This window comes from Tumebacillus lipolyticus (assembly GCF_042682745.1).
Classification (GTDB): domain Bacteria; phylum Bacillota; class Bacilli; order Tumebacillales; family Tumebacillaceae; genus Tumebacillus_A; species Tumebacillus_A lipolyticus.
Genome location: NZ_JBHUIO010000002.1, coordinates 119,239 through 136,781, shown reverse-complemented (window position 1 = coordinate 136,781; position 17,543 = coordinate 119,239). Strand labels below are relative to the sequence as shown.

The following is a 17,543-nucleotide window of genomic DNA, read 5'->3' as shown; positions in this document are numbered from 1 at the left end:
ACCACATCAGTGATGAGCTTCGAGGGGAATGACCGTAACCCTAAATGTGACTAAGTGAGTGACTCTCACCGTATAGGTACCATTGACTGATATTCACCTCGCCAGGGTGAGTGAGACACTCTGCATAATCACGAATGTACACTAAACTGATGGTGCATCTTTTCAGGACACCATTCACATAAACATCTTCAGATTTCCAATAATCTGATTTAAACTGATTTGAGACCGTCCATTGATGATCGTTGCCTGCAGCTTTTACCGTATTTCCAGTAGTTGAGAATGCAACTCCAGACAATGCCGCAGCGAGAGTAATAGCCAAGATCACTTTCTTCATTCAGATCAACCTCCAATTTTTATAATTTTATCACAAAGTAATAAAATGAAATTATCTGACCGCAGACGAATTACCTGAATAATTCGTCCTGTTTCTAGCTGATAATCCAAATAGCTTCGACACATATTCATTTATGCATATTTTGGTGGGCCCAGCAGGATTTGAACCTGCGACCAAGCGGTTATGAGCCGCCCGCTCTACCGCTGGGCTATAGGCCCGCGAAATGACCACTAGATGGTAGTCGCTTTTTCATGAGTTGTTTAATCAGTTCCTTATATAAATAACTGTCAAACAAGACACTTATTTGTGATATACTGATGATAACTTTAATACAGGGGAGATACATTCATGACAGAGACGAATGAGTACTATGAAGTTTTGGGCTGGAAAATTTACAAGAGCACATATTGTCAAATCAAATTTTTTGACAATGATACAAATGCGGTTTGGTATGATTTAAAAGATGGATATATATGGTCCAATATCAAGCTCTCGGAGGATGTTGTTAGAATTAACCATTCCGAGTGTTATTTAGATATAAATGCAAAAACCAAATCGATCAAACTTAACCAGTCATAGAGCAATCGAATAACGAAAAGACCATCTGATACGCGGTTTCGCGGCAGGTGGTCTTTTCTTATGGTGCCGTCTACAGGACTCGAACCCGTAACCGTAGGCTTACAAAGCGGCTGCTCTAACAATCTGTGCTATAGGCCCGCTACGTTTCTTATGTTGCAGAATATAATATTACATTGCGATACATTACACGTTGCAACATTAATATTTCATACGTTACAATATATAATATAACACTATGTAACATTACCCAAAGTAATGTTACTCTACGAAACGATAAGGAGGATCACGATGACCGTTACCGAAGTACTCGCGATCTTGGCTCAACATGGAATCACAGACTCCGAGCAGACCGTACGCCGCTGGCTCCGATCCGGCGAGTTGAAAGGGACCATCACCAAACGTAAGTCTGGCTACGAGATCACCGATGCCGATCTCACGGCGTTTATCCACTCAAAGCGGCCCGATCTGGCATTGCTCGCCGAAATTGAGCGTCTGAATGCCTTGGTCGCCCAACTGGAGGCGGAAAACTGCGAGCTGAGAAGCAAACTGTCCCCCGTTGCGAACGCAGAGCAGCACTCTCCCGATATCGTCGAGATGGTGATGGATTTGCAGCTGCCTCCTGCTGTCGGTCGGATCGACTTGCCATGCGATTGGCCGAAGGTGACACCCGACTTACAACCAGACATGCGAGATATTGTGCTACTTGGCTCTAAACATGCGCGACGACCTCACCTTGCATCAAACATAACCAATGAGCTTATGAAAAAAGGAGATCATACAAGGATCACTGACACTGATAGAGCGTTTCTCCATCATTTTGGCTTCGCTTGGCCGCACGCGTCTGGACGAGGAATGAAGTACAAAGACTACATTGCTGCCGTCTTTGATTGCACTGAGTAATGTTATGTGCGGTAATGTTACATACTAAAAAGATAGACCGCCTGCCTTGATCGTCATGATCTGCAAGCGGTCTATCCATCGTCAGGAGCTCGTCGGCGTCTTCCCTCGCTGTCTGCCTGAGCTTCCTTGATACCATAATACAACAGGTTGACACGATTTTTTTCCCTGACTTTCTCCCTGAAAACTCCGCAAAAAGTCCGCGTTTTTTCCCTGATCACGCCGCGTCGTCCCCTTTTGACTCGTAGACTTCGATCCGCAGCGCAAAAGCAATTCGTAGCACGGCTTTTTCCTTGCATTCGTAGTAGTCATTTTTACACAGCCCGAGCTCCGGCCAGATAACGGTATCCTTGCGACGTTTACGCTTATCCACCATAAGCGTTGATCTCATGACCTTTTGCTCATACTCCGGCAGGTTTACTACAGCTTGCTCTACTGCATTGACATAGTCCATCATGGCGATTGTGCACGCTTGGTGCTGTTGCAGGCGTTCCGCTACCTCTACCATGTCGGCGTAGGCGGTGCGTTGGTGCGACGATCGGATCAGGTCGGCATCCGTGTCCGGTCGAGCTACTGTCGTGTTTGCACTCGGTCCCTTGATCCCTTTTACGAGGTGCAGAGGTGCTGCTGAGCAATCAAGTGTCTTCCGGTAGTCATGGTACTGCTCGATTGCCTTCTTTACGGCAGCTCGGGTAGCTCTCTCGTCAACTCTCGGCAGGTCAAATGTCAGTTGCATATTTATCTCTCCCTCTCATGTGGTCTATTTGAAACGCCGAAAGAGAGTCGCATACTGCGCTCTCATGGCGGTGGTGCTGTTATGCGCAAACCGGGCAGTTCTTCTGGCGATTGCAGGTACATTGGTTGTTTGCCCACTTCGTTTGGATCTTCTTGATCTCGTTTCGGTTGGCAATGTCTACACCGAGAATTCCGTGGTACCACATGCCTTTTAATCCGCGGCTTTCGATTTCCCCTATGAAACCATCGATGATTTCACGACCTCTCTCCAATGTGACTATGTCTCGGGTGTTGAACTCGGCGCTGATCGTCTCGCCAATCAGTACACCCGTCCAGCGTTTCTTTTGCTCGCTCATGGTATCCCACCCCTCAGACTACTTTCCTGATCGACAGAGCAACATACCCCTCGGGCAGCCACGGTTGCCCTTTCAAGATGTGTGTCACACGCCGAATTGTCTCTTCCCCCGTGAAGTTTTCAGTCACAGGGTCCCACTCGTGCAGGTGCAAAATATCCCCGACAGAGAACTTCCGATCATCATATCTGATCTCTACCGTCTTGCGGCGCTCTGGGTCAGGATGTGTAACTGCTTCAAAGTGTTCCGGCCACGTTTTCAGGTGATGGAATACAATCGAGCCGAGTTGTCTCTCCTCGCTCATCGTCTACTCCTCCTATCCTGTTTGCGACCGCCGCGCGATCGAACAGAGAAAGCCCCAATCAGGTGGTGCAGTCTCACGCATCGGTGCCTGTTTCACAACTCGCGCCCGCTGATTACCGTCTACGTAGATCAGGCCGCATTCTTCCGGGACTTCCTCTGGCTTCACCAGTCCCTTCGGTACCACGAAGAAGTATTGATTGGACAGAGCGAGCGCCTGCTGTCTCTTTTCTTGATGTTTGATCTCGTGCAGGAAGTCCGACCGGCTAACCTTCACCTCGTAGGCGACACGCAAGAAGTTTTTCGACGGATAGCAGTTGATCACCCAGGCATCGATCCGTTGCGCCTTGGATTTATCCAAGCGGTAATCGCGGTGCCGTGTACTCAATGGATTGAGACCAGTCGTCACGCGCAACTCCTCAAAGAACGCCCACTCCTTCACACCTGCGTTCTCTTGGCTGTGGCGTTGCCGCAGTGCCTCGATGATCTGTTTGGCGTTCATGGTATCCCCCCCTCACATTGCCTCTGCTGGCACCATGTATCGCTTCAGATTCGGAGGTGCAATGCCGATCATCAGTTGCGCGGTATTCTGTTCCAGATCACTAGCGACGCGGCTTTCGTATTCCCCGCATTCACTGATCTCCCATACATCTTATTTCACTTGGTATCCCGCCCCTCTATGCTTCTGTGCTGGCGAAATGGTACGGTACCTCGTGCACGTCATGCTTCGTCAACCAATCTTCCAGCCATTCGCGTACCTTTTTCGTATCTTTAACCTGCGAATCGTCGTCGTTCAATGTGGTCAGCGTGAAGTCTTGGTCCTCCTCGTAACAGGTCACGTCAGCCGCGCAAACATCTTCTGGAGCTACTCCGTAGGTGTCGATATGACCTCGGATTGTTTCGTCCACCGATCTTGCAATGTACCAGTCCGAGAACTCGTCGTTAACACGGTACAGTCGTAGATCTTGCGCCATAAGACTCTTTTGCTCGCTCATCTCTTATCGCTCCCCTTCGATTTTCTATGCCTCCTCCGCCAAATACTTGCTGCAACTCGTACAGGACTCCGATTTGTCGTCCTCATCAAACAGTCCAATGTCTACACCGTTGGCGCCGAGATACATCTGCCGGTCGTGGTTCCAGCAGATCTTGCACATCCGCTCCCCATTCTTGCCATAATCAAACATGTGTGGCGGCCTCAACATTGATGCAACATTCCCGCACCAACCGCACTCCCCACCGTTTTGGTACTCGGATTGGATCTTTTCCAGCTGTGCATCTGTCAGCTCCACCGTTCCGACCACCAGCGCGGGTCCGATGTCCAATGTGTTGTACTTGTTCGGCAGTCCATCATATCCCCTCGTTACCATGACGTCATTTTCCTCTGTCCCGAGGTTCATAACGAGTTTCCCGTCCAACAACTGCAGGTCGTCTATAAATTCTACCCATCCGTATATTTACAATCAAGAGATGTTTGAAATAGACAAACAACAAAACTCTATCAAAACCACAAACAATTAAAGATGTTGTTTCGTTGTTCATCTGACATACTTTTTCCGTATTTAATACAAAAAACCACCTCAGTCTGCAGAGCGAGGTGGCTTTCTGTTTATGATTTTTTATTATCAATAATGTCTCCAAAGTGTTCTCGAACCAAAGCTTCCATAAAGTCGCTCACTTCTTCTCCTGATTCTGTTGCTGCTCTCAAATCATCCCAAAATGAGTTCAATTCTTCGCTAGCAGTGATCTCACTAAAGTCGATTTGGTTCAAAGAATTCATTTCTTCTACGGATAATGTAGGAGCATATTTCGTAATTAATTCACTGATGATAAAATGCATAATCTGGAGTAATTGTTCACCATTCATGGTCGCTTTTACATCGGGGTAGACATCTACCAACAACAGTAGAATAAAGAAGGACATAAAAACTTGCAACATCCTTGAGATTTCGTCGTATTCCTTCGTTTCAAGAATTAACCCTAATGTATCCGCATGTGCGAAACCACTGTATAGATGATAAAGTGGTTGCAATTCAGGGTCTACTTTTTCCAGGGTCTTTTTTTAGTTCCAAACCGAAGACTAATATCTTGAATGCATTCGGCCTTTCCTGAAAAATATTCGGGTTCTGATCAACATACGCGAGTCGAACCGAATGTTCAAACGCTACACAGTGTAACGCTGGGGCCTCAACAAAAAATCCTTCCCCGATCAATAGTCTTGCTGCATCCATTGACGAGGTGATGCGATTCAGCAATCTCAGCTTATAGTCATCGCTTTCTTTTTCTTTCATCATTTCGATCTTCTCAGCAAAAAAGTGATCGTATTTTTCAAATTCGAATTTCATACGACACCCCTTTCCATCATTTTGAAATCTTCTTTCAAATTATGGCTTTTCGTTTCAGTGCTTCCACATCTTCCGGCAAATCTAAAATGTGCATCTTCTTATGACAGTTCGGACACAATGCAATCGTATTCTCTACGGTATCTTCGCCTTCACGAGCTAGCCCCTAATTTTATGTGTTTTTTGAAAAGGACAAACGTACTCATCTGTCCTTCTGATAAAGTAGCTGCTTCAGTTCCTCCGTACCAAGCTACGGTCTTCTTCGATGCAACATCCTGTGACAGTTCGAACAAACCAAGGACAGATCCTCTACCTTTGTCTTTTGATCTTCCTCGTACTCAGAGATGGGAAGGGTATGATGACACTCGATGTATCCCTCTCCAAGTTCTCCGTACACCTTCACGAAATCAAATCCGCATACTTCGCAGTGAAGGCGACCGTTTTCAAGGGCTTCCTGCTTAGCCTGTTGTACAACCTTGCTGCTTCGCTCGCGGTATTTGTGCATCCGAAACAGGATTTTTCCTTCTGGAAACTCGATCTCCTCATCATTATTGATTGCACTATCAAACTGATCCGAGTCTAATCCTTTGATTATTCGACGAGCAACCAGTTGAAGATTTGCGGGGTCGTTTGCATACTCGTTCCAGACGATCTCACTCAATTTAGATGGGTGGGAAAAGCCTTTTCCTGTCCCGTTTGGATCATATATATCAAACGTCCAGACAGTTTTAAAGACGCCAGCTGGATTCCGGAACTTCTCCCCGCGCTCTTTATGGATCGGCAATTCGTTCAAAAGTCGACTTAACCCGATGATCTCCCTGTGATCTTTATGCAATGTAGATGGATGGTGCCTGAAGTACAAATCAAGTGCAAGAATCAGCTCGTCTCTTTGCCACGGAGATGCGCTATTTGATTTCACATCTGGCAGATCTCCAGTCAACTGATCTGATTTTCCGCGAGCACTTACTTTCAGATGGAAGTGTCCCACCAAAGTGGACCAGCTCCACGTGATAACGGAACGGACCGGTAGTTTCATGGAACTCCAGGTACTCCGCGATTGGATCAGGTACCACAACAGATGGCTTCCGCCCCATCGCAAGCAGCCTCTCACGCTCTGGTTTGATATAGGCATAACTTCGTTGGAACTGTTCAAGAAAGACCTGGCGTAACTCTTTGTTCGAGTCATACCGAATTTGCGTGAGATCAGACCCTTGGCGCTTCTTGTTGTGCAATTCTGCTTTATACTCTTTCTCATCCACTACCAGCGTGATGTAAAACACTTCCCCGCGCTCGGGCATCCTCCCATCATTCGCTCGAGAAAAGAACTGTACAACATTTTGAGGAATCGTCGTCCCCTCTTCAAAGATGGACCAGTCCACTTTCTTCCGACCGATAAGACCAGGTTCACCTTTACCTCTAGACCAACTATTCCCTCTACTTTTTCGTCTTTCCGATGTAGGCAAGCGAATCCCCTTCCCCAAATGGTTTTGCTCCTTACATTCCATCTGAGGGACAAGATTCCTTCTCTTGGCCTTCTCGTAAAACTTGTCTTATATAAGCAGGCGAATACCCATGCTCACGATAAATTGCTTGGAGGCTCTGCCCATCAACCAGATGGAGCTGATACAATTTAGGGTAATCTATCTCCCTTTTATATCTAGCTCTCTCTTAAATCGTCATTCTCGGAACATCATATTGTTTGAACAATTCCTTGATGGTCCACCAGTGCGTACCTGCATTCTCCGCCATTTCCTCGAAAGTCATGAGATCGTACCAGTACATCATGACCAGCTTGTCCAAGTCGGAAGAAAGCCCGCGCCACTTGGGTTCGAAGCTCTCCCCTCCCCACTTTGGCTCCTTTAGATCCTCCGCAGAAGCGGTATAATATTTCATTCCATCGCTTTAACCATCGTGTCGATCGCTTCTTTTCCGAAATCCTTTTCACCGCCGCGCGCTAAAGAGTACGCTTCGTCGATAAACATAATACCGCCGAGCGCCTTTTTGATGTGGTCGCGTGTTTTTTGCGCGGTGTGTCCGATGTATTCCCCCACCAAGTCTGCACGCTCGACTTCCACCAGATGGCCTTTTGAAAGCACCCCCATCTCGCGAAGCAATCTCGCCAAGATGCGCGCTACAGTCGTTTTACCTGTCCCTGGATTGCCTTTGAAGATCATATGCAACACGATCGGCTCTGTGGCGAGTTTCGCCTGCGCCCGCTTCTGCTGAATTTGGACAAAAGCGTAGATCTCTTTGACCAACGTCTTGACTTGCTTGAGGCCGATCATCGTATCGAGCTCGTTCAAAATTTGCTGGAAGCGCTGTGTCTCCGACTGTGTTGAGCGGTTCCCTTCTCTGCGCACATTCGAGCTGTTCGTTCCGTATAATCGCCGTAATGCTTCGTTCAGCGCCACTTCACCATTGCGATATTGGTCGATCACATCGACCGAATCACGCTGGTTCGGCAGCTTCTGACCGCTCCTGATCACGTTGTTTTCCACCTCGCTTTGAAAAGACTGTGCTATAGCCTATGTAGGCGGAATGGGATGGGTGAATGTCACGGGGCAAAAGAACGGCTCTAGTTCTCCTTTGTATAAGAGCCAAAAGAACAACCCTCGTTGCTATACTTGTAAAATTCAGCGGGAAGCGGATGGTCGGGTTACTTGAACAAAAAAAGCGAGCCGCCTAGATGAGGGCTCGCTTTTTCATCACTTTTGCAGTGCTATCTGGATCAGGCTAGGTTTCGCAGGTTGTAGCTGTTCTAGGCCATTTGCAGCAGCATAGAGCTCCATGCTGCAACAGGGCTGTCACGCGGCTTCGGAGCAGGATGAGGATATCGACCTCTTCGGCCTGAAAGCCCATCTGTTCCAGCGCCCGCCTAGACGCTTCAAGCGCCAGGCTATGGCTGTCATAACGAAGATCGTCGATTGCCGCACTGTTCGCCAAGTTGAGAAACACGGCTTCCTCTTCCTCACTGAGCAAGCTCAGTGAGGAAGGTCGGCCACCTTGGTGCGCTGCTCAGGTAGAATTGAAGCGATCGTTATCTTGAGATCCCCTCGTGCTTTCAGTCGTTGCCACCTATCAGCAGTTCTCCCGCCGACTGTGCCAAGTCGGCCGTCATGCGCTCGATCATCGCTTCGAGATCGCTGATCACGCGGGTGATTGCGGCGTCGGTCAGGTACTTGCGGTAATACGACATGTAAAGCTCGATCTGCTCCCCGATAAACACGTCAAAGCGCAGCGGATGCTCCATGCGAGCGATGAAATCGTTCTTCTGCGGCGGAGAGGACAAGCCGTAGATCTCTTTGTCGTTCATGAAGCCGTCCAGCGTGGAGGCGAAGGAGCCGAGGTTTTGGAAGACCATAAAGTTTTGGAACATGTGCCGTTCATGCGGCCAGTTGATCCACTCGCGAATCTTCCGCTGAGGCGTGATGTCGAACTGGGACAATTTAAGCTGGCGTTCCTGCACGAGCTGCAACAGCTCCTGCACCGACTGCTGTTCATCGATCACGATGCGCAGCGGTAGCATGTTCATCAGCTGACCCACGACCGTCTCGATGCCGGCAAAGGCAGGCTGGCGTCCAGATGAGACCACGCCGTACACGATGTCGCGGCTGCCGCTGTAATGGCTTTGCAACAGCGCCCATGCCGTTTGTATCAGCACGTTGACCGTCACTTTGTGTGAGCGCGCCAAGCGGTGCAGCTTTTCAGTCGTCGCAAGAGACAGGAACTGCTGTTGACGGCCGAACCCTTCCTCGCTGCCGATCCGGTTGCCCGGAATGCTTTCCAAAAACGGCACCGGCTCGGTGTAGCCGTTGAGATTTTCCACCCAGTGCGCTTGGGCCGGGGTCAGGTCGCGGTTCATGCGCCAAACGGCGTATTCGAGGTAGGTGCGCCCCTCCGCGACTACGATCGGCTTGCCTTCGCACAGCGCGCTGTAGTTGTTAAACGCCTCGTTGTTCAAGATCGTGTAGCTCCAGCCGTCCATGAACAAGTAGGAGTTGCTCCAGACTCCGCGGTACAGGTCTTCGCCGATTCGAACGAACAGCATCGACCACGGGGTTGGCCGCTTTAAGTAGTCCATGCACTGGTTCCACTTGTCTTCCAGGTGGCGCTGAATCCCGGCCTCCTGTTCCTCCTCGCTGAGATGGCTCCAATCCTGATATTCAAAGTCGACCTTGGCTTGCTTCGCCACCACTTGCACCGGCTGCACGAGCCCTTCCCAGGCGATCTGCAAGCGCAGGTGGGCATGATGATCCACCGTGATCTGCCAAGCTTGAGCCAGCAGGTCCGGCCGCAATTCCCCTTGCATCACGCCAAAGCGGTGTACAAAGAACAGGCCGGGCTCCGGATTGGCGTGGAGCTCTTCGAACATATGCTGCTGCATCGGCGACAGCGGATACACGTCCTCGATTTCCAGCTCCTCTCCGACCGCCTCGTGCAGGTCACATCGGTTGAGCTTGACCAGCGGATAGTCGTACGATGTATCCTCCGTCGCTTCCACCTCCTGCGCCTGTTCCAGCACGACAGCCTCCGTGGCCAGATCGGCGACCGTCTGGTTGCGGAAGAGCTGTTGCGGCGTCAGTTCCAGACCGGCACGGTAGGCTCGGGAGATGACGAGAATGCTTTTGATCGAGTCGCCGCCGATCTCAAAGAAGTTCTGACGAATGCCGATCTGCTCCGCCCCCAGCACTTCTTCCCAGATCTGCACCAGCGTCTGCTCGATCTCGTTGCGCGGCGCTTCGTAGGCAACCGCAGTATCGGACAGCGTCAGCACCGGCATCGGCAGCGCTTTGCGGTCGACTTTGCCATTGGAAGAAAGTGGGAGCACCTCCAGCAGCAAATAGTGGGTCGGCACCATGAAGTCGGGCAGCCTCCCTTTGGCATACGCTTTTAACTCCGGCAGCAGTTGGCGGGAGATCTTGGCGTGCAGCGGGTTGTTCGCATACTGTCGGAAATCGGTAGGAGCAGCAGGCTCCAGCGTGGCGGCCGCTTCGGAAACAAGCTGCGGCGCAGCGCTCCCCCGCTTCGTGAACCGCACATCGAAGGCCGTAGGCTGAAAGGCATTCGGCATGATCTCAAGCTCATAGCCGCACGCTTCGGCAAGTTGCCACAGCGTTTCCGGATCGACAGCGGAAGGAGCCGCCTGTTCCTTGATCACCCGACGCAGTTCACCGACCGTCTTGCTGCCGTCGAACCTCGGCAACAGCGTCAGCGCCCGGCGCTCCGTTTCCAGACGGGCATTCGGAACCCCGCGCAAAACCAATTGGTCCGGCGCCGATTCCTGCAGCGCCTGTTCGAGCAGGCTGACGTTCCAGCCGTCGGCCGCCCAATCCAGCCACAGCGTATCCTGCGCCTGTGTCCCTGCGCCGACGCGAAGAATCACGTCATAGCGGAACTGGTTCAGCTCGTTGTGGTGACGGCCGCGCTTGAGCAGCACTTCCACAGCGGACAGCTGCGGGTATACGCGAAGCAGCGCATCGAAAAACGCCGGGTCGATGTTCAGCTCCTCGTCTTCGGCCAGCATTTTTTGCACCAGCAACCGCAACTGCTCAACCGTCATCTCATCGGCCGCTTTATGCAGTTGAACCGAAGTATGGAACGCTTCGAGCAGCGGCAGGCTGCGGATGTCGCCGAGGAAGATACAGCCGCCTGGGGCGATCAGGCGCATAGCGCCGTCGAGGAAGCGAAGCAGATAGTCGACACCCGGGAAGTACTGCACGACCGAGTTGATGACCAGCGTGTCGAACGAACCTGCTTCCAGCTCTGTCAGCTGATCGGCGGAAAGCTGCTCCAAGGCGACAGGTAGCGTGCGCTCCATCCGCGCCAAACGCTGCCGAATGAAGTTCAAGCCGACAGCAGAGAAGTCGGTGCCGAGGTACTGCTCGACGTGCGGCGCGATCGGGAACAGCAACAACCCGGTGCCGCAGCCGACTTCGATCACCCGGCGCGGTCGTTGTTCCAATATCCGGTTGACGGTGCTGCCGACAAACTCTTTCATCTCGTCGCGGCTTAATGGTTCACCCGTGTAGGAGCTGTTCCAGCCGACCATGTTGAATTCCGATTCATCCTCGCCTGTCGTCTGGCGGTAGGTCTCGTCAAATACGAGCTGCCAGTTGGCAACCTGCTCTGCTTTGAGTGAGCTTTCCTGAACGGGCGCCTCTGCTGCCTGATAGTCGGAGTTTCGCGTGACATAGGCGATCAGACGCTGATCCGCTTTGTCATTTTCGCGCACCATCACCACCGCCTCGCGCACTGATTCGTGCTGCGCGATCACCGCCTCGATCTCACCGAGCTCGATGCGCAGGCCGCGCAACTTGACCTGATGGTCGATGCGGCCTATATATTCGATCGTGCCGTCCGGCAGGTAGCGGGCGAGGTCGCCCGTCTTGTAGAGGCGGGCGCCAGGGTCGCCAGAAAACGGATCGGCAATAAATTTCTCAGCGCTCAATTCCGGGCGGTTCAAGTAGCCGCGCGCCACTTGGACGCCGCCGATGTGCAGCTCGCCCGGCACCCCGATCGGCACCGGCTGCAAATGCTCGTCCAGCAAATAGAGCTGCGTGTTGGCGACAGGACGCCCGATCGGAACCGAGCGGCGTCTGCTGTCCGTGCAGCACTGCCAATAGGTGACGTCGATCGACGCTTCCGTCGGGCCGTACAGGTTGTGCAGCTCCGCCGACATCCGCAAGAAGAAACGCTCTTGCAGCTCATAAGACAGCGCCTCTCCGCTGCAGATGACTCGCTTGACACTCTTGCAGGCGGACAGGTCTTTTTCTTCGAGGAAAACTTGAAGCATCGAAGGTACAAAATGCAGCGTCGTGATCTGCTGCTCGCCGATCAAACGCACCAGATACGCGCTGTCCCGGTGGCCGTCCGGACGGGCGACGACCAGTTTCGCGCCCGTGATCAGCGGCCAGAAGAACTCCCAGACCGAAACGTCAAAGCTGAACGGCGTCTTTTGCAAGACGGCATCCTTTTGATCTAGGCGATACTCGGCCTGCATCCACTGCAGGCGGTTGATCACACCGCGATGCGACACCATCACCCCTTTCGGCTTGCCGGTTGAGCCTGACGTATAGATCAAATAGGCTAGATTGTCCGGAGCGACGATGTTTGGCAGGTTCTGCCCGCTTTGTCCGGCGGGCAAGGTGTCGAGTTGGTCGAGGTGGATGACGTGCGCGTCATGCTGCGGCAGTTCATCCGCCAGATGCTGTTGGGTGAGCATGATGCTCAGGTTGGCGTCTTCGATCATGAAGGCAAGCCGCTCTTTTGGATAGCCCGGATCGAGCGGCAGATACGCGCCACCCGCTTTCAAGACCGCCACCAGCCCGATCACCATTTCCAAGGAGCGCTCGGCACAGATCCCGACCACCGTGTCAGCCGTTACCTGCAGCGAGCGAAGATGATGGGCCAGTCGGTTCGCTTGGGCGTTCAGTTCGCGGTAGGTCAGCTCGCGGCCTTCGAACACACAGGCGATGGCGTCGGGCGTTCGCTCGACCTGCTCTTCGAGCAGCTGATGCAGACTGTCGATGCGCGGGTACTCCACGGCGGTACGGTTCCACTCGACGAGCAGTTGCTCGCGCTCCGCTTCGGTGAGCAGCTCAAGGTGGGCAATCGGCCGTTCCGGCTGTTGCAGGGCGGCTTCGGCCAGCACTTGGAAATGGCCTTTCAGACGCTCGATCGTCTCCGCCTCGAAGATGTCGGTGTTGTATTCGATCGTGATGAACACGCCGTCCGCATGTTCAGACATTGAGAACCACAGGTCGAATTTGGTCGTGTTGCTGTCGATCTCGGTCGGCGTCAGCACGACATCTTCCAGCACCAGATCCGGATTTTCATAGTTGTGGTACGCGAACATGACCTGGAACAGCGGATGATGGCTGAGGTCGCGGTCCGGCTGCAGCTCTTCCACCAGGCGGTCGAACGGCAGATCCTGATGTGAGTATGCGCCTTGCGCAACTTTGCGCACGTGGCGCAGCAGATCAGAAAAGCTGACCGCTTCGGCAGGGTTGATGCGCAGCGCCAGCGTGTTGGCGAAAAAGCCGATCACGTTTTCCAGCTCGATGCGGTTGCGACCGGCGACCGGCGTACCGATGACGATGTCCTGCTCTCCGCTGTAGCGCATCAACAGCGTGGAGAGGACGGAGAGCCAGGTCATGAACGGGGTTACCCCTTGCTGTCTGGACAGCTCATTCACCCGCACCGCCATTTCTGATGGCAGCACGAACGAAGTTCTCATCCCTTGGTAGGACTGCACCGCCGGGCGAGGACGATCGGTCGGCAGCGACATCAGTGTCGGCGCGCCTTGAAACTGCTCTTTCCAGTAGGAGAGCTGGTTCTGCAGCATTTTTCCTTGCAGCCACTTGCGCTGCCAGAGCGCATAATCGGCATATTGGATCGACAGCTCCGACAGTGTGGACGGCAGCCCGTGGGCAAAGCAGTGGTACAAAGCGGCCAGCTCTTTGGTCAGCAGACCGGCCGACCAGCCGTCAAAAGCGATGTGGTGCACACAGAGCGCCAACACATATTCATCATCGGCCGTTTGAATCAGTTTGGCGCGCAGAAGCGGGCTTTCTTCCAGCGAGAAAACTCCTTTGTTGACCGCCTGATACAAGCGGTCGATCTCCGCATCCCGCGCCGCGCCCTGCAGTTCGCGCACATCAACCACTTCGAGATGATAGGGACCGGCAGGTTCGATGATCTGCACCGGCACATCGTCCGCCGTCTCATAGCGGGTGCGCAGCACTTCATGGCGGCGGAGGATCTCCTCGAAACTTTTTTCCAATGCTTCTATTTTGACGTTGCCTTTCAGCCGGATGCCGCCTGGTATGTTGTAGGCGCTGCGGTTGGGCAACAGCTTGTCGAGGAACCACAGCCGCTGCTGGGCAAAGGAGAGCGGAGCCTGACCCTGCTCGTCGCGGGGACGGATGACGTCACTCTCCGAAGTCTCCTGGAAGCCGCCCTTTTTCAGCTTTTCAAGGAGCGCTCTTTTTTCCGGGGTCAGATTCGACAGGCGATCTTTTAATCGATTGGCAGACATTCAAGAACCTCCTCCTCTCTCTCCGTTGTTAAAGCCGCTCGAGTTCTTCGATGAGGGCCAGTTCCACAATTTCGGCAAATTCGCCGATCTTCGTCGCTTCAACTAGCTGCCGCATGTCGAGTTCGACTGGGTACAGTTTTTTAATCCGTGCGATCAACTGGATCGACAAGAGCGAGTCGCCGCCCAGTTCGTAGAAGTCGTCATCTAACGTCACTTGCTTGATGCCGAGTAGCTCCGACCAGATTTTCGCGATGTTCAGCTCGATCTCATTGTCCGTGTCCAAAAGCACTTCCTCATCCGTTCCTTTCGCGCTGACGCCTGCCGCGAACGGCTGCACGATTTGCCCAACCCAGAAGGACTGGCGTTCGAACGGGTAGGTTGGCAGTGGAATCCGGCGGCGCGCTTCCCCTCTGTGGTAACCCGCGCCGTCGACCACGCCGCCTTGCAGCCAGATCTCGCCCCAGATCACCTGCAGGTGCTCGGCGGCAGTCCATGGCGCATTCTCATCGCGGACAGACGTCCAGAGAGCACCTGCCTGCTCTGCCGGCAGCATGCTGCGGACCCGCTCTCCCAGGAAGCCCATCGTGCCGATTTCCAGGTAGAGATGTGCCGATTTTTTAGCCCAGTCCTGTAGCCCATCAGAGAACGACACGGGGGTTCGCAACTGCTCCGCCCAGAAGCGGGCATCGGTCGCCTGCTCCACGCTCAGCCAGTCACGCATCGTCGAGCACAGCACAGGCAACTGCGGCTCGTGCAGGCGCACCACCTGCAATTTTTCCCAAAAAGCGCCGACTGTCGCATCCGAAATGGCGGACGGAAGCGTAAAGCGTTCGGTGACCACCGTGCAGCGGACATTGAAGTCTGCCAGATCGCGCTGAAATTCCTCGATCGCCGCTCGCGGGCCGGCGATGATCGTGCGGTGCGGGCCCACCTCTTCGACCACCGACAACTCACTGCCGAGCACCGGCGCCAGTTCGGCTGCCGAAAGCGGCACTTCCAGCGCGACTGCCTGTGGCAGCGCTCCGAGCAGCCGCGCCCGTTCTGTCACCAAAACCAATGCGTCTTGCACGGTCAGCACTTGAGCCAGAGCCGCCGAGACAAAGCTGCCTACGCCGTGCCCGATCAGCGCTTCCGGCTGCAGCCCCCAGTCCAGCCAGAGCTTCGCCAGCGCGTATTCGAGAACGAACAAGACGGCGTCCTCCGTTTGCTGTTGCGGAGCGGACAGCGCGATATCAAGGTTCTGTCCGGTCACTGCAAGGAATACTTCCCGCAGCTTGTCGAGCTGTTGGCGAAACGCCGATTCGGACGCATACAGCTCCTGTGCCGTGCGCCGCAGCTCTTCAGCACCGCTGCCCGGGAACAGAAGCACCGCCGGACGGCGCGCCATGTCGGACGCACCGTTGATGACGCGGTCGGAAGGGCGTTCGCGGAGCATTCGCTTCGCCTCTTCGACATCGCGGCAGAGCACGAGACGTCGAAAAGGGTGAGAGGCGCGCCCCACCTGCAGCGTGTAGGCGGTATCGGCCAGCGAGACTTGCGGGTGCTGTTCGAAGTACCGGAGCAGGCGTTCGGTCACCGCTTCCAGCGCTGTGCTCGTCTTCGCCGACAGCATCAGGAGCTGCAGACCGCGCGAAGGGCCTGTGGGAACGCTTGCTGGCGCTTCTTCGAGGATCACATGCGCGTTGGTGCCACCCATGCCAAAGGAGCTGACACCAGCTCGTCGCGGCCCTTTTTCGCTCAGCCACGGACTCAGTTTGTTGTTCACGTAAAACGGGCTGTTGACAAAATCGATCTTCGGGTTCGGCAACTCAAAATGAAGGGACGGCGGCAGCAGTTGATGCTTGAGCGACAGCGCCGTCTTGATCAGCCCGGTCACGCCGGCCGCCGCATCGAGATGCCCGACATTCGTCTTGACCGAACCGATCGCGCAAAATTCTTTGGCTTCCGTCCGGGTGCGGAACGCTTTGGTCAGGCCGAGGATCTCAATCGGATCGCCGAGGTTGGTGGCGGTGCCGTGCGCTTCGACGTAGGAGATCGATTCGGCCGGCACTTTGGCCACCGCCATCGCTTCGCTGATCGCCGCAGCCTGGCCTTCTGCGCTCGGGGCGGTGTAGCCGATTTTATTGGCGCCGTCGTTGTTGATCGCCGAACCGCGAATCACAGCGTGGATCGTGTCGCCGTCGGCGAGCGCGTCTTCGAGCAGCTTCAGGACCACGACCCCGACGCCATTGCTGGACACTGTGCCCCCCGACCGGGCATCAAATGCCCGGCAATGCCCATCCGGGGACGCGATCGAGCCTTCTTGATACGGATAGCCGGAGATCTGCGGCACGCCGATGGAGACACCGCCCGCCAAGGCGATGTCACACTCGCCGCTGATGATCGCCTGACAAGCCGTATGTATCGCCACCAGCGATGTCGAACAGGCCGTCTGCACGCAGACGCTGGGGCCGGTCAGGTTGAGCTTATAGGAAACACGGGTGGCCAGGTGGTCTTTGTCATTGCCCATCACCACGCTGGTCAGACCTACCGAATTGATGATCTCTTGGTTAGGAAACAGGTTAAAGTACAGATAAGTGCTCAGGTTGGAGCCGCCGTAAACGCCGATGCGGCCTCTGTACTGTCCCGGGTCGTACCCGGCATGTTCCAGCGCCTCATGCGAGCATTCCAGAAACAGGCGCTGCTGCGGGTCGGTCACTTCCGCCTCCCGCTTGGAGAACCCGAAAAAGGCGGCGTCAAACATGTCCGCGCCGTCGAGCACCCCTTTGGCGGGCACGTAGTTCGGATCGTCGACCTGCTCCGCCGGGATGCCGGCAGCCAGCAATTCTTCTCTGCTAAAAAACCGGATCGATTCGATGCCGTTTTTTAAATTGTCCCAGAATTGTTCGATGTCTTTCGCTCCGGGAAAACGTCCGGTCATCCCGATGACGGCAATCTCATGGCCATGAAACTGATTCATACCGGTTCCT

General features: G+C 53.9%; 16 protein-coding genes, 1 tRNA gene and 2 pseudogenes. 2 read left to right on the top strand and 17 right to left on the bottom strand.

Translation table 11 applies throughout. The features are described from left to right. Positions 1-40 precede the first annotated feature (40 nt). Both ACFSOY_RS00490 and ACFSOY_RS00485 read right to left on the bottom strand, forming a co-directional pair. Entirely contained in the window at positions 41-334 is a 294-nt protein-coding gene (locus ACFSOY_RS00490) for a hypothetical protein (protein WP_386043253.1), read from the bottom strand. 143 nt (positions 335-477) lie between these two features. After that, a tRNA-Ile gene (locus ACFSOY_RS00485) sits at positions 478-552 on the bottom strand. Between the two features lie 649 nt (positions 553-1,201). Between ACFSOY_RS00485 and ACFSOY_RS00480 the strand changes: the two genes are divergently transcribed. Continuing rightward, a complete protein-coding gene (locus ACFSOY_RS00480) occupies positions 1,202-1,813 on the top strand; it encodes a hypothetical protein (RefSeq protein ID WP_386043251.1) in 612 nt (203 codons plus the stop codon). Positions 1,814-2,027: 214 nt separating this feature from the next. On the opposite strand, the gene ACFSOY_RS00475 is transcribed toward ACFSOY_RS00480, so the two are convergent. From ACFSOY_RS00475 to ACFSOY_RS00415, 13 genes and pseudogenes are all read right to left on the bottom strand, one after another. Next, a complete protein-coding gene (locus ACFSOY_RS00475) occupies positions 2,028-2,546 on the bottom strand; it encodes an ArpU family phage packaging/lysis transcriptional regulator (RefSeq protein ID WP_386043249.1) in 519 nt (172 codons plus the stop codon). Positions 2,547-2,625: 79 nt separating this feature from the next. Next, a complete protein-coding gene (locus ACFSOY_RS00470) occupies positions 2,626-2,901 on the bottom strand; it encodes a hypothetical protein (protein ID WP_386043247.1) in 276 nt (91 codons plus the stop codon). 13 nt (positions 2,902-2,914) lie between these two features. After that, complete coding sequence (locus ACFSOY_RS00465) at positions 2,915-3,202, bottom strand: DUF3850 domain-containing protein (protein WP_386043245.1); 288 nt, start codon at positions 3,200-3,202, stop codon at positions 2,915-2,917. 12 nt (positions 3,203-3,214) lie between these two features. Next, on the bottom strand, positions 3,215-3,700 hold the full coding sequence (locus ACFSOY_RS00460; protein WP_386043243.1) for a hypothetical protein: 486 nt from the start codon (positions 3,698-3,700) through the stop codon (positions 3,215-3,217). A 175-nt stretch (positions 3,701-3,875) separates the two neighbouring features. Next, the gene (locus tag ACFSOY_RS00455; RefSeq protein ID WP_386043241.1) at positions 3,876-4,193 is read right to left on the bottom strand and encodes a hypothetical protein; all 318 of its coding nucleotides are present in this window, start codon (positions 4,191-4,193) and stop codon (positions 3,876-3,878) included. A 24-nt stretch (positions 4,194-4,217) separates the two neighbouring features. Beyond that, positions 4,218-4,565: a hypothetical protein gene (locus tag ACFSOY_RS00450; protein WP_386043239.1), complete on the bottom strand. Its 348-nt coding sequence runs from the start codon at positions 4,563-4,565 to the stop codon at positions 4,218-4,220. A gap of 239 nt (positions 4,566-4,804) precedes the next feature. Beyond that, complete coding sequence (locus ACFSOY_RS00445; RefSeq protein ID WP_386043237.1) at positions 4,805-5,134, bottom strand: hypothetical protein; 330 nt, start codon at positions 5,132-5,134, stop codon at positions 4,805-4,807. Positions 5,135-5,228: 94 nt separating this feature from the next. Then, complete coding sequence (locus ACFSOY_RS00440; RefSeq protein WP_386043235.1) at positions 5,229-5,540, bottom strand: hypothetical protein; 312 nt, start codon at positions 5,538-5,540, stop codon at positions 5,229-5,231. A 34-nt stretch (positions 5,541-5,574) separates the two neighbouring features. Next, positions 5,575-5,688: pseudogene (locus ACFSOY_RS00435) on the bottom strand (HNH endonuclease); the annotation flags it as partial. 99 nt (positions 5,689-5,787) lie between these two features. Next, complete coding sequence (locus tag ACFSOY_RS00430; RefSeq protein ID WP_386043233.1) at positions 5,788-6,456, bottom strand: HNH endonuclease; 669 nt, start codon at positions 6,454-6,456, stop codon at positions 5,788-5,790. After that, a complete protein-coding gene (locus tag ACFSOY_RS00425; protein ID WP_386043231.1) occupies positions 6,443-7,018 on the bottom strand; it encodes a hypothetical protein in 576 nt (191 codons plus the stop codon). Before ACFSOY_RS00425 ends, ACFSOY_RS00430 begins: the two co-directional genes overlap by 14 nt. Before the next feature lie 187 nt (positions 7,019-7,205). Further along, on the bottom strand, positions 7,206-7,430 hold the full coding sequence (locus ACFSOY_RS00420; protein WP_386043229.1) for a hypothetical protein: 225 nt from the start codon (positions 7,428-7,430) through the stop codon (positions 7,206-7,208). Beyond that, positions 7,430-7,897: pseudogene (locus ACFSOY_RS00415) on the bottom strand (AAA family ATPase); the annotation flags it as partial. The pseudogene ACFSOY_RS00415 and the gene ACFSOY_RS00420, both read right to left, overlap by 1 nt. 427 nt (positions 7,898-8,324) lie before the next feature. Here ACFSOY_RS00415 and ACFSOY_RS00410 point away from each other — a divergent pair. Beyond that, positions 8,325-8,525 (top strand): hypothetical protein, encoded by a 201-nt coding sequence (locus ACFSOY_RS00410; RefSeq protein WP_386043227.1) that lies wholly within the window; start codon positions 8,325-8,327, stop codon positions 8,523-8,525. A 73-nt stretch (positions 8,526-8,598) separates the two neighbouring features. On the opposite strand, the gene ACFSOY_RS00405 is transcribed toward ACFSOY_RS00410, so the two are convergent. Beyond that, entirely contained in the window at positions 8,599-14,574 is a 5,976-nt protein-coding gene (locus ACFSOY_RS00405) for an amino acid adenylation domain-containing protein (RefSeq protein ID WP_386043225.1), read from the bottom strand. Positions 14,575-14,602: 28 nt separating this feature from the next. After that, positions 14,603-17,533, bottom strand: a complete 2,931-nt coding sequence (locus ACFSOY_RS00400; protein ID WP_386043223.1) for a type I polyketide synthase — start codon at positions 17,531-17,533, stop codon at positions 14,603-14,605. Positions 17,534-17,543 lie beyond the last annotated feature (10 nt).

What these genes read in the sequence shown, in the direction of transcription:
- ACFSOY_RS00440 (WP_386043235.1), bottom strand. Translation starts at nt 5,540, where the DNA reads ATGAAATTCGAATTTGAAAAATACGATCACTTTTTTGCTGAGAAGATC.
- ACFSOY_RS00400 (WP_386043223.1), bottom strand. Translation starts at nt 17,533, where the DNA reads ATGAATCAGTTTCATGGCCATGAGATTGCCGTCATCGGGATGACCGGA.
- ACFSOY_RS00465 (WP_386043245.1), bottom strand. Translation starts at nt 3,202, where the DNA reads ATGAGCGAGGAGAGACAACTCGGCTCGATTGTATTCCATCACCTGAAA.
- ACFSOY_RS00470 (WP_386043247.1), bottom strand. Translation starts at nt 2,901, where the DNA reads ATGAGCGAGCAAAAGAAACGCTGGACGGGTGTACTGATTGGCGAGACG.
- ACFSOY_RS00475 (WP_386043249.1), bottom strand. Translation starts at nt 2,546, where the DNA reads ATGCAACTGACATTTGACCTGCCGAGAGTTGACGAGAGAGCTACCCGA.
- ACFSOY_RS00455 (WP_386043241.1), bottom strand. Translation starts at nt 4,193, where the DNA reads ATGAGCGAGCAAAAGAGTCTTATGGCGCAAGATCTACGACTGTACCGT.
- ACFSOY_RS00460 (WP_386043243.1), bottom strand. Translation starts at nt 3,700, where the DNA reads ATGAACGCCAAACAGATCATCGAGGCACTGCGGCAACGCCACAGCCAA.
- ACFSOY_RS00410 (WP_386043227.1), top strand. Translation starts at nt 8,325, where the DNA reads ATGCTGCAACAGGGCTGTCACGCGGCTTCGGAGCAGGATGAGGATATC.
- ACFSOY_RS00405 (WP_386043225.1), bottom strand. Translation starts at nt 14,574, where the DNA reads ATGTCTGCCAATCGATTAAAAGATCGCCTGTCGAATCTGACCCCGGAA.
- ACFSOY_RS00445 (WP_386043237.1), bottom strand. Translation starts at nt 5,134, where the DNA reads ATGTTGCAAGTTTTTATGTCCTTCTTTATTCTACTGTTGTTGGTAGAT.
- ACFSOY_RS00490 (WP_386043253.1), bottom strand. Translation starts at nt 334, where the DNA reads ATGAAGAAAGTGATCTTGGCTATTACTCTCGCTGCGGCATTGTCTGGA.
- ACFSOY_RS00480 (WP_386043251.1), top strand. Translation starts at nt 1,202, where the DNA reads ATGACCGTTACCGAAGTACTCGCGATCTTGGCTCAACATGGAATCACA.
- ACFSOY_RS00450 (WP_386043239.1), bottom strand. Translation starts at nt 4,565, where the DNA reads ATGGTAACGAGGGGATATGATGGACTGCCGAACAAGTACAACACATTG.
- ACFSOY_RS00420 (WP_386043229.1), bottom strand. Translation starts at nt 7,430, where the DNA reads ATGAAATATTATACCGCTTCTGCGGAGGATCTAAAGGAGCCAAAGTGG.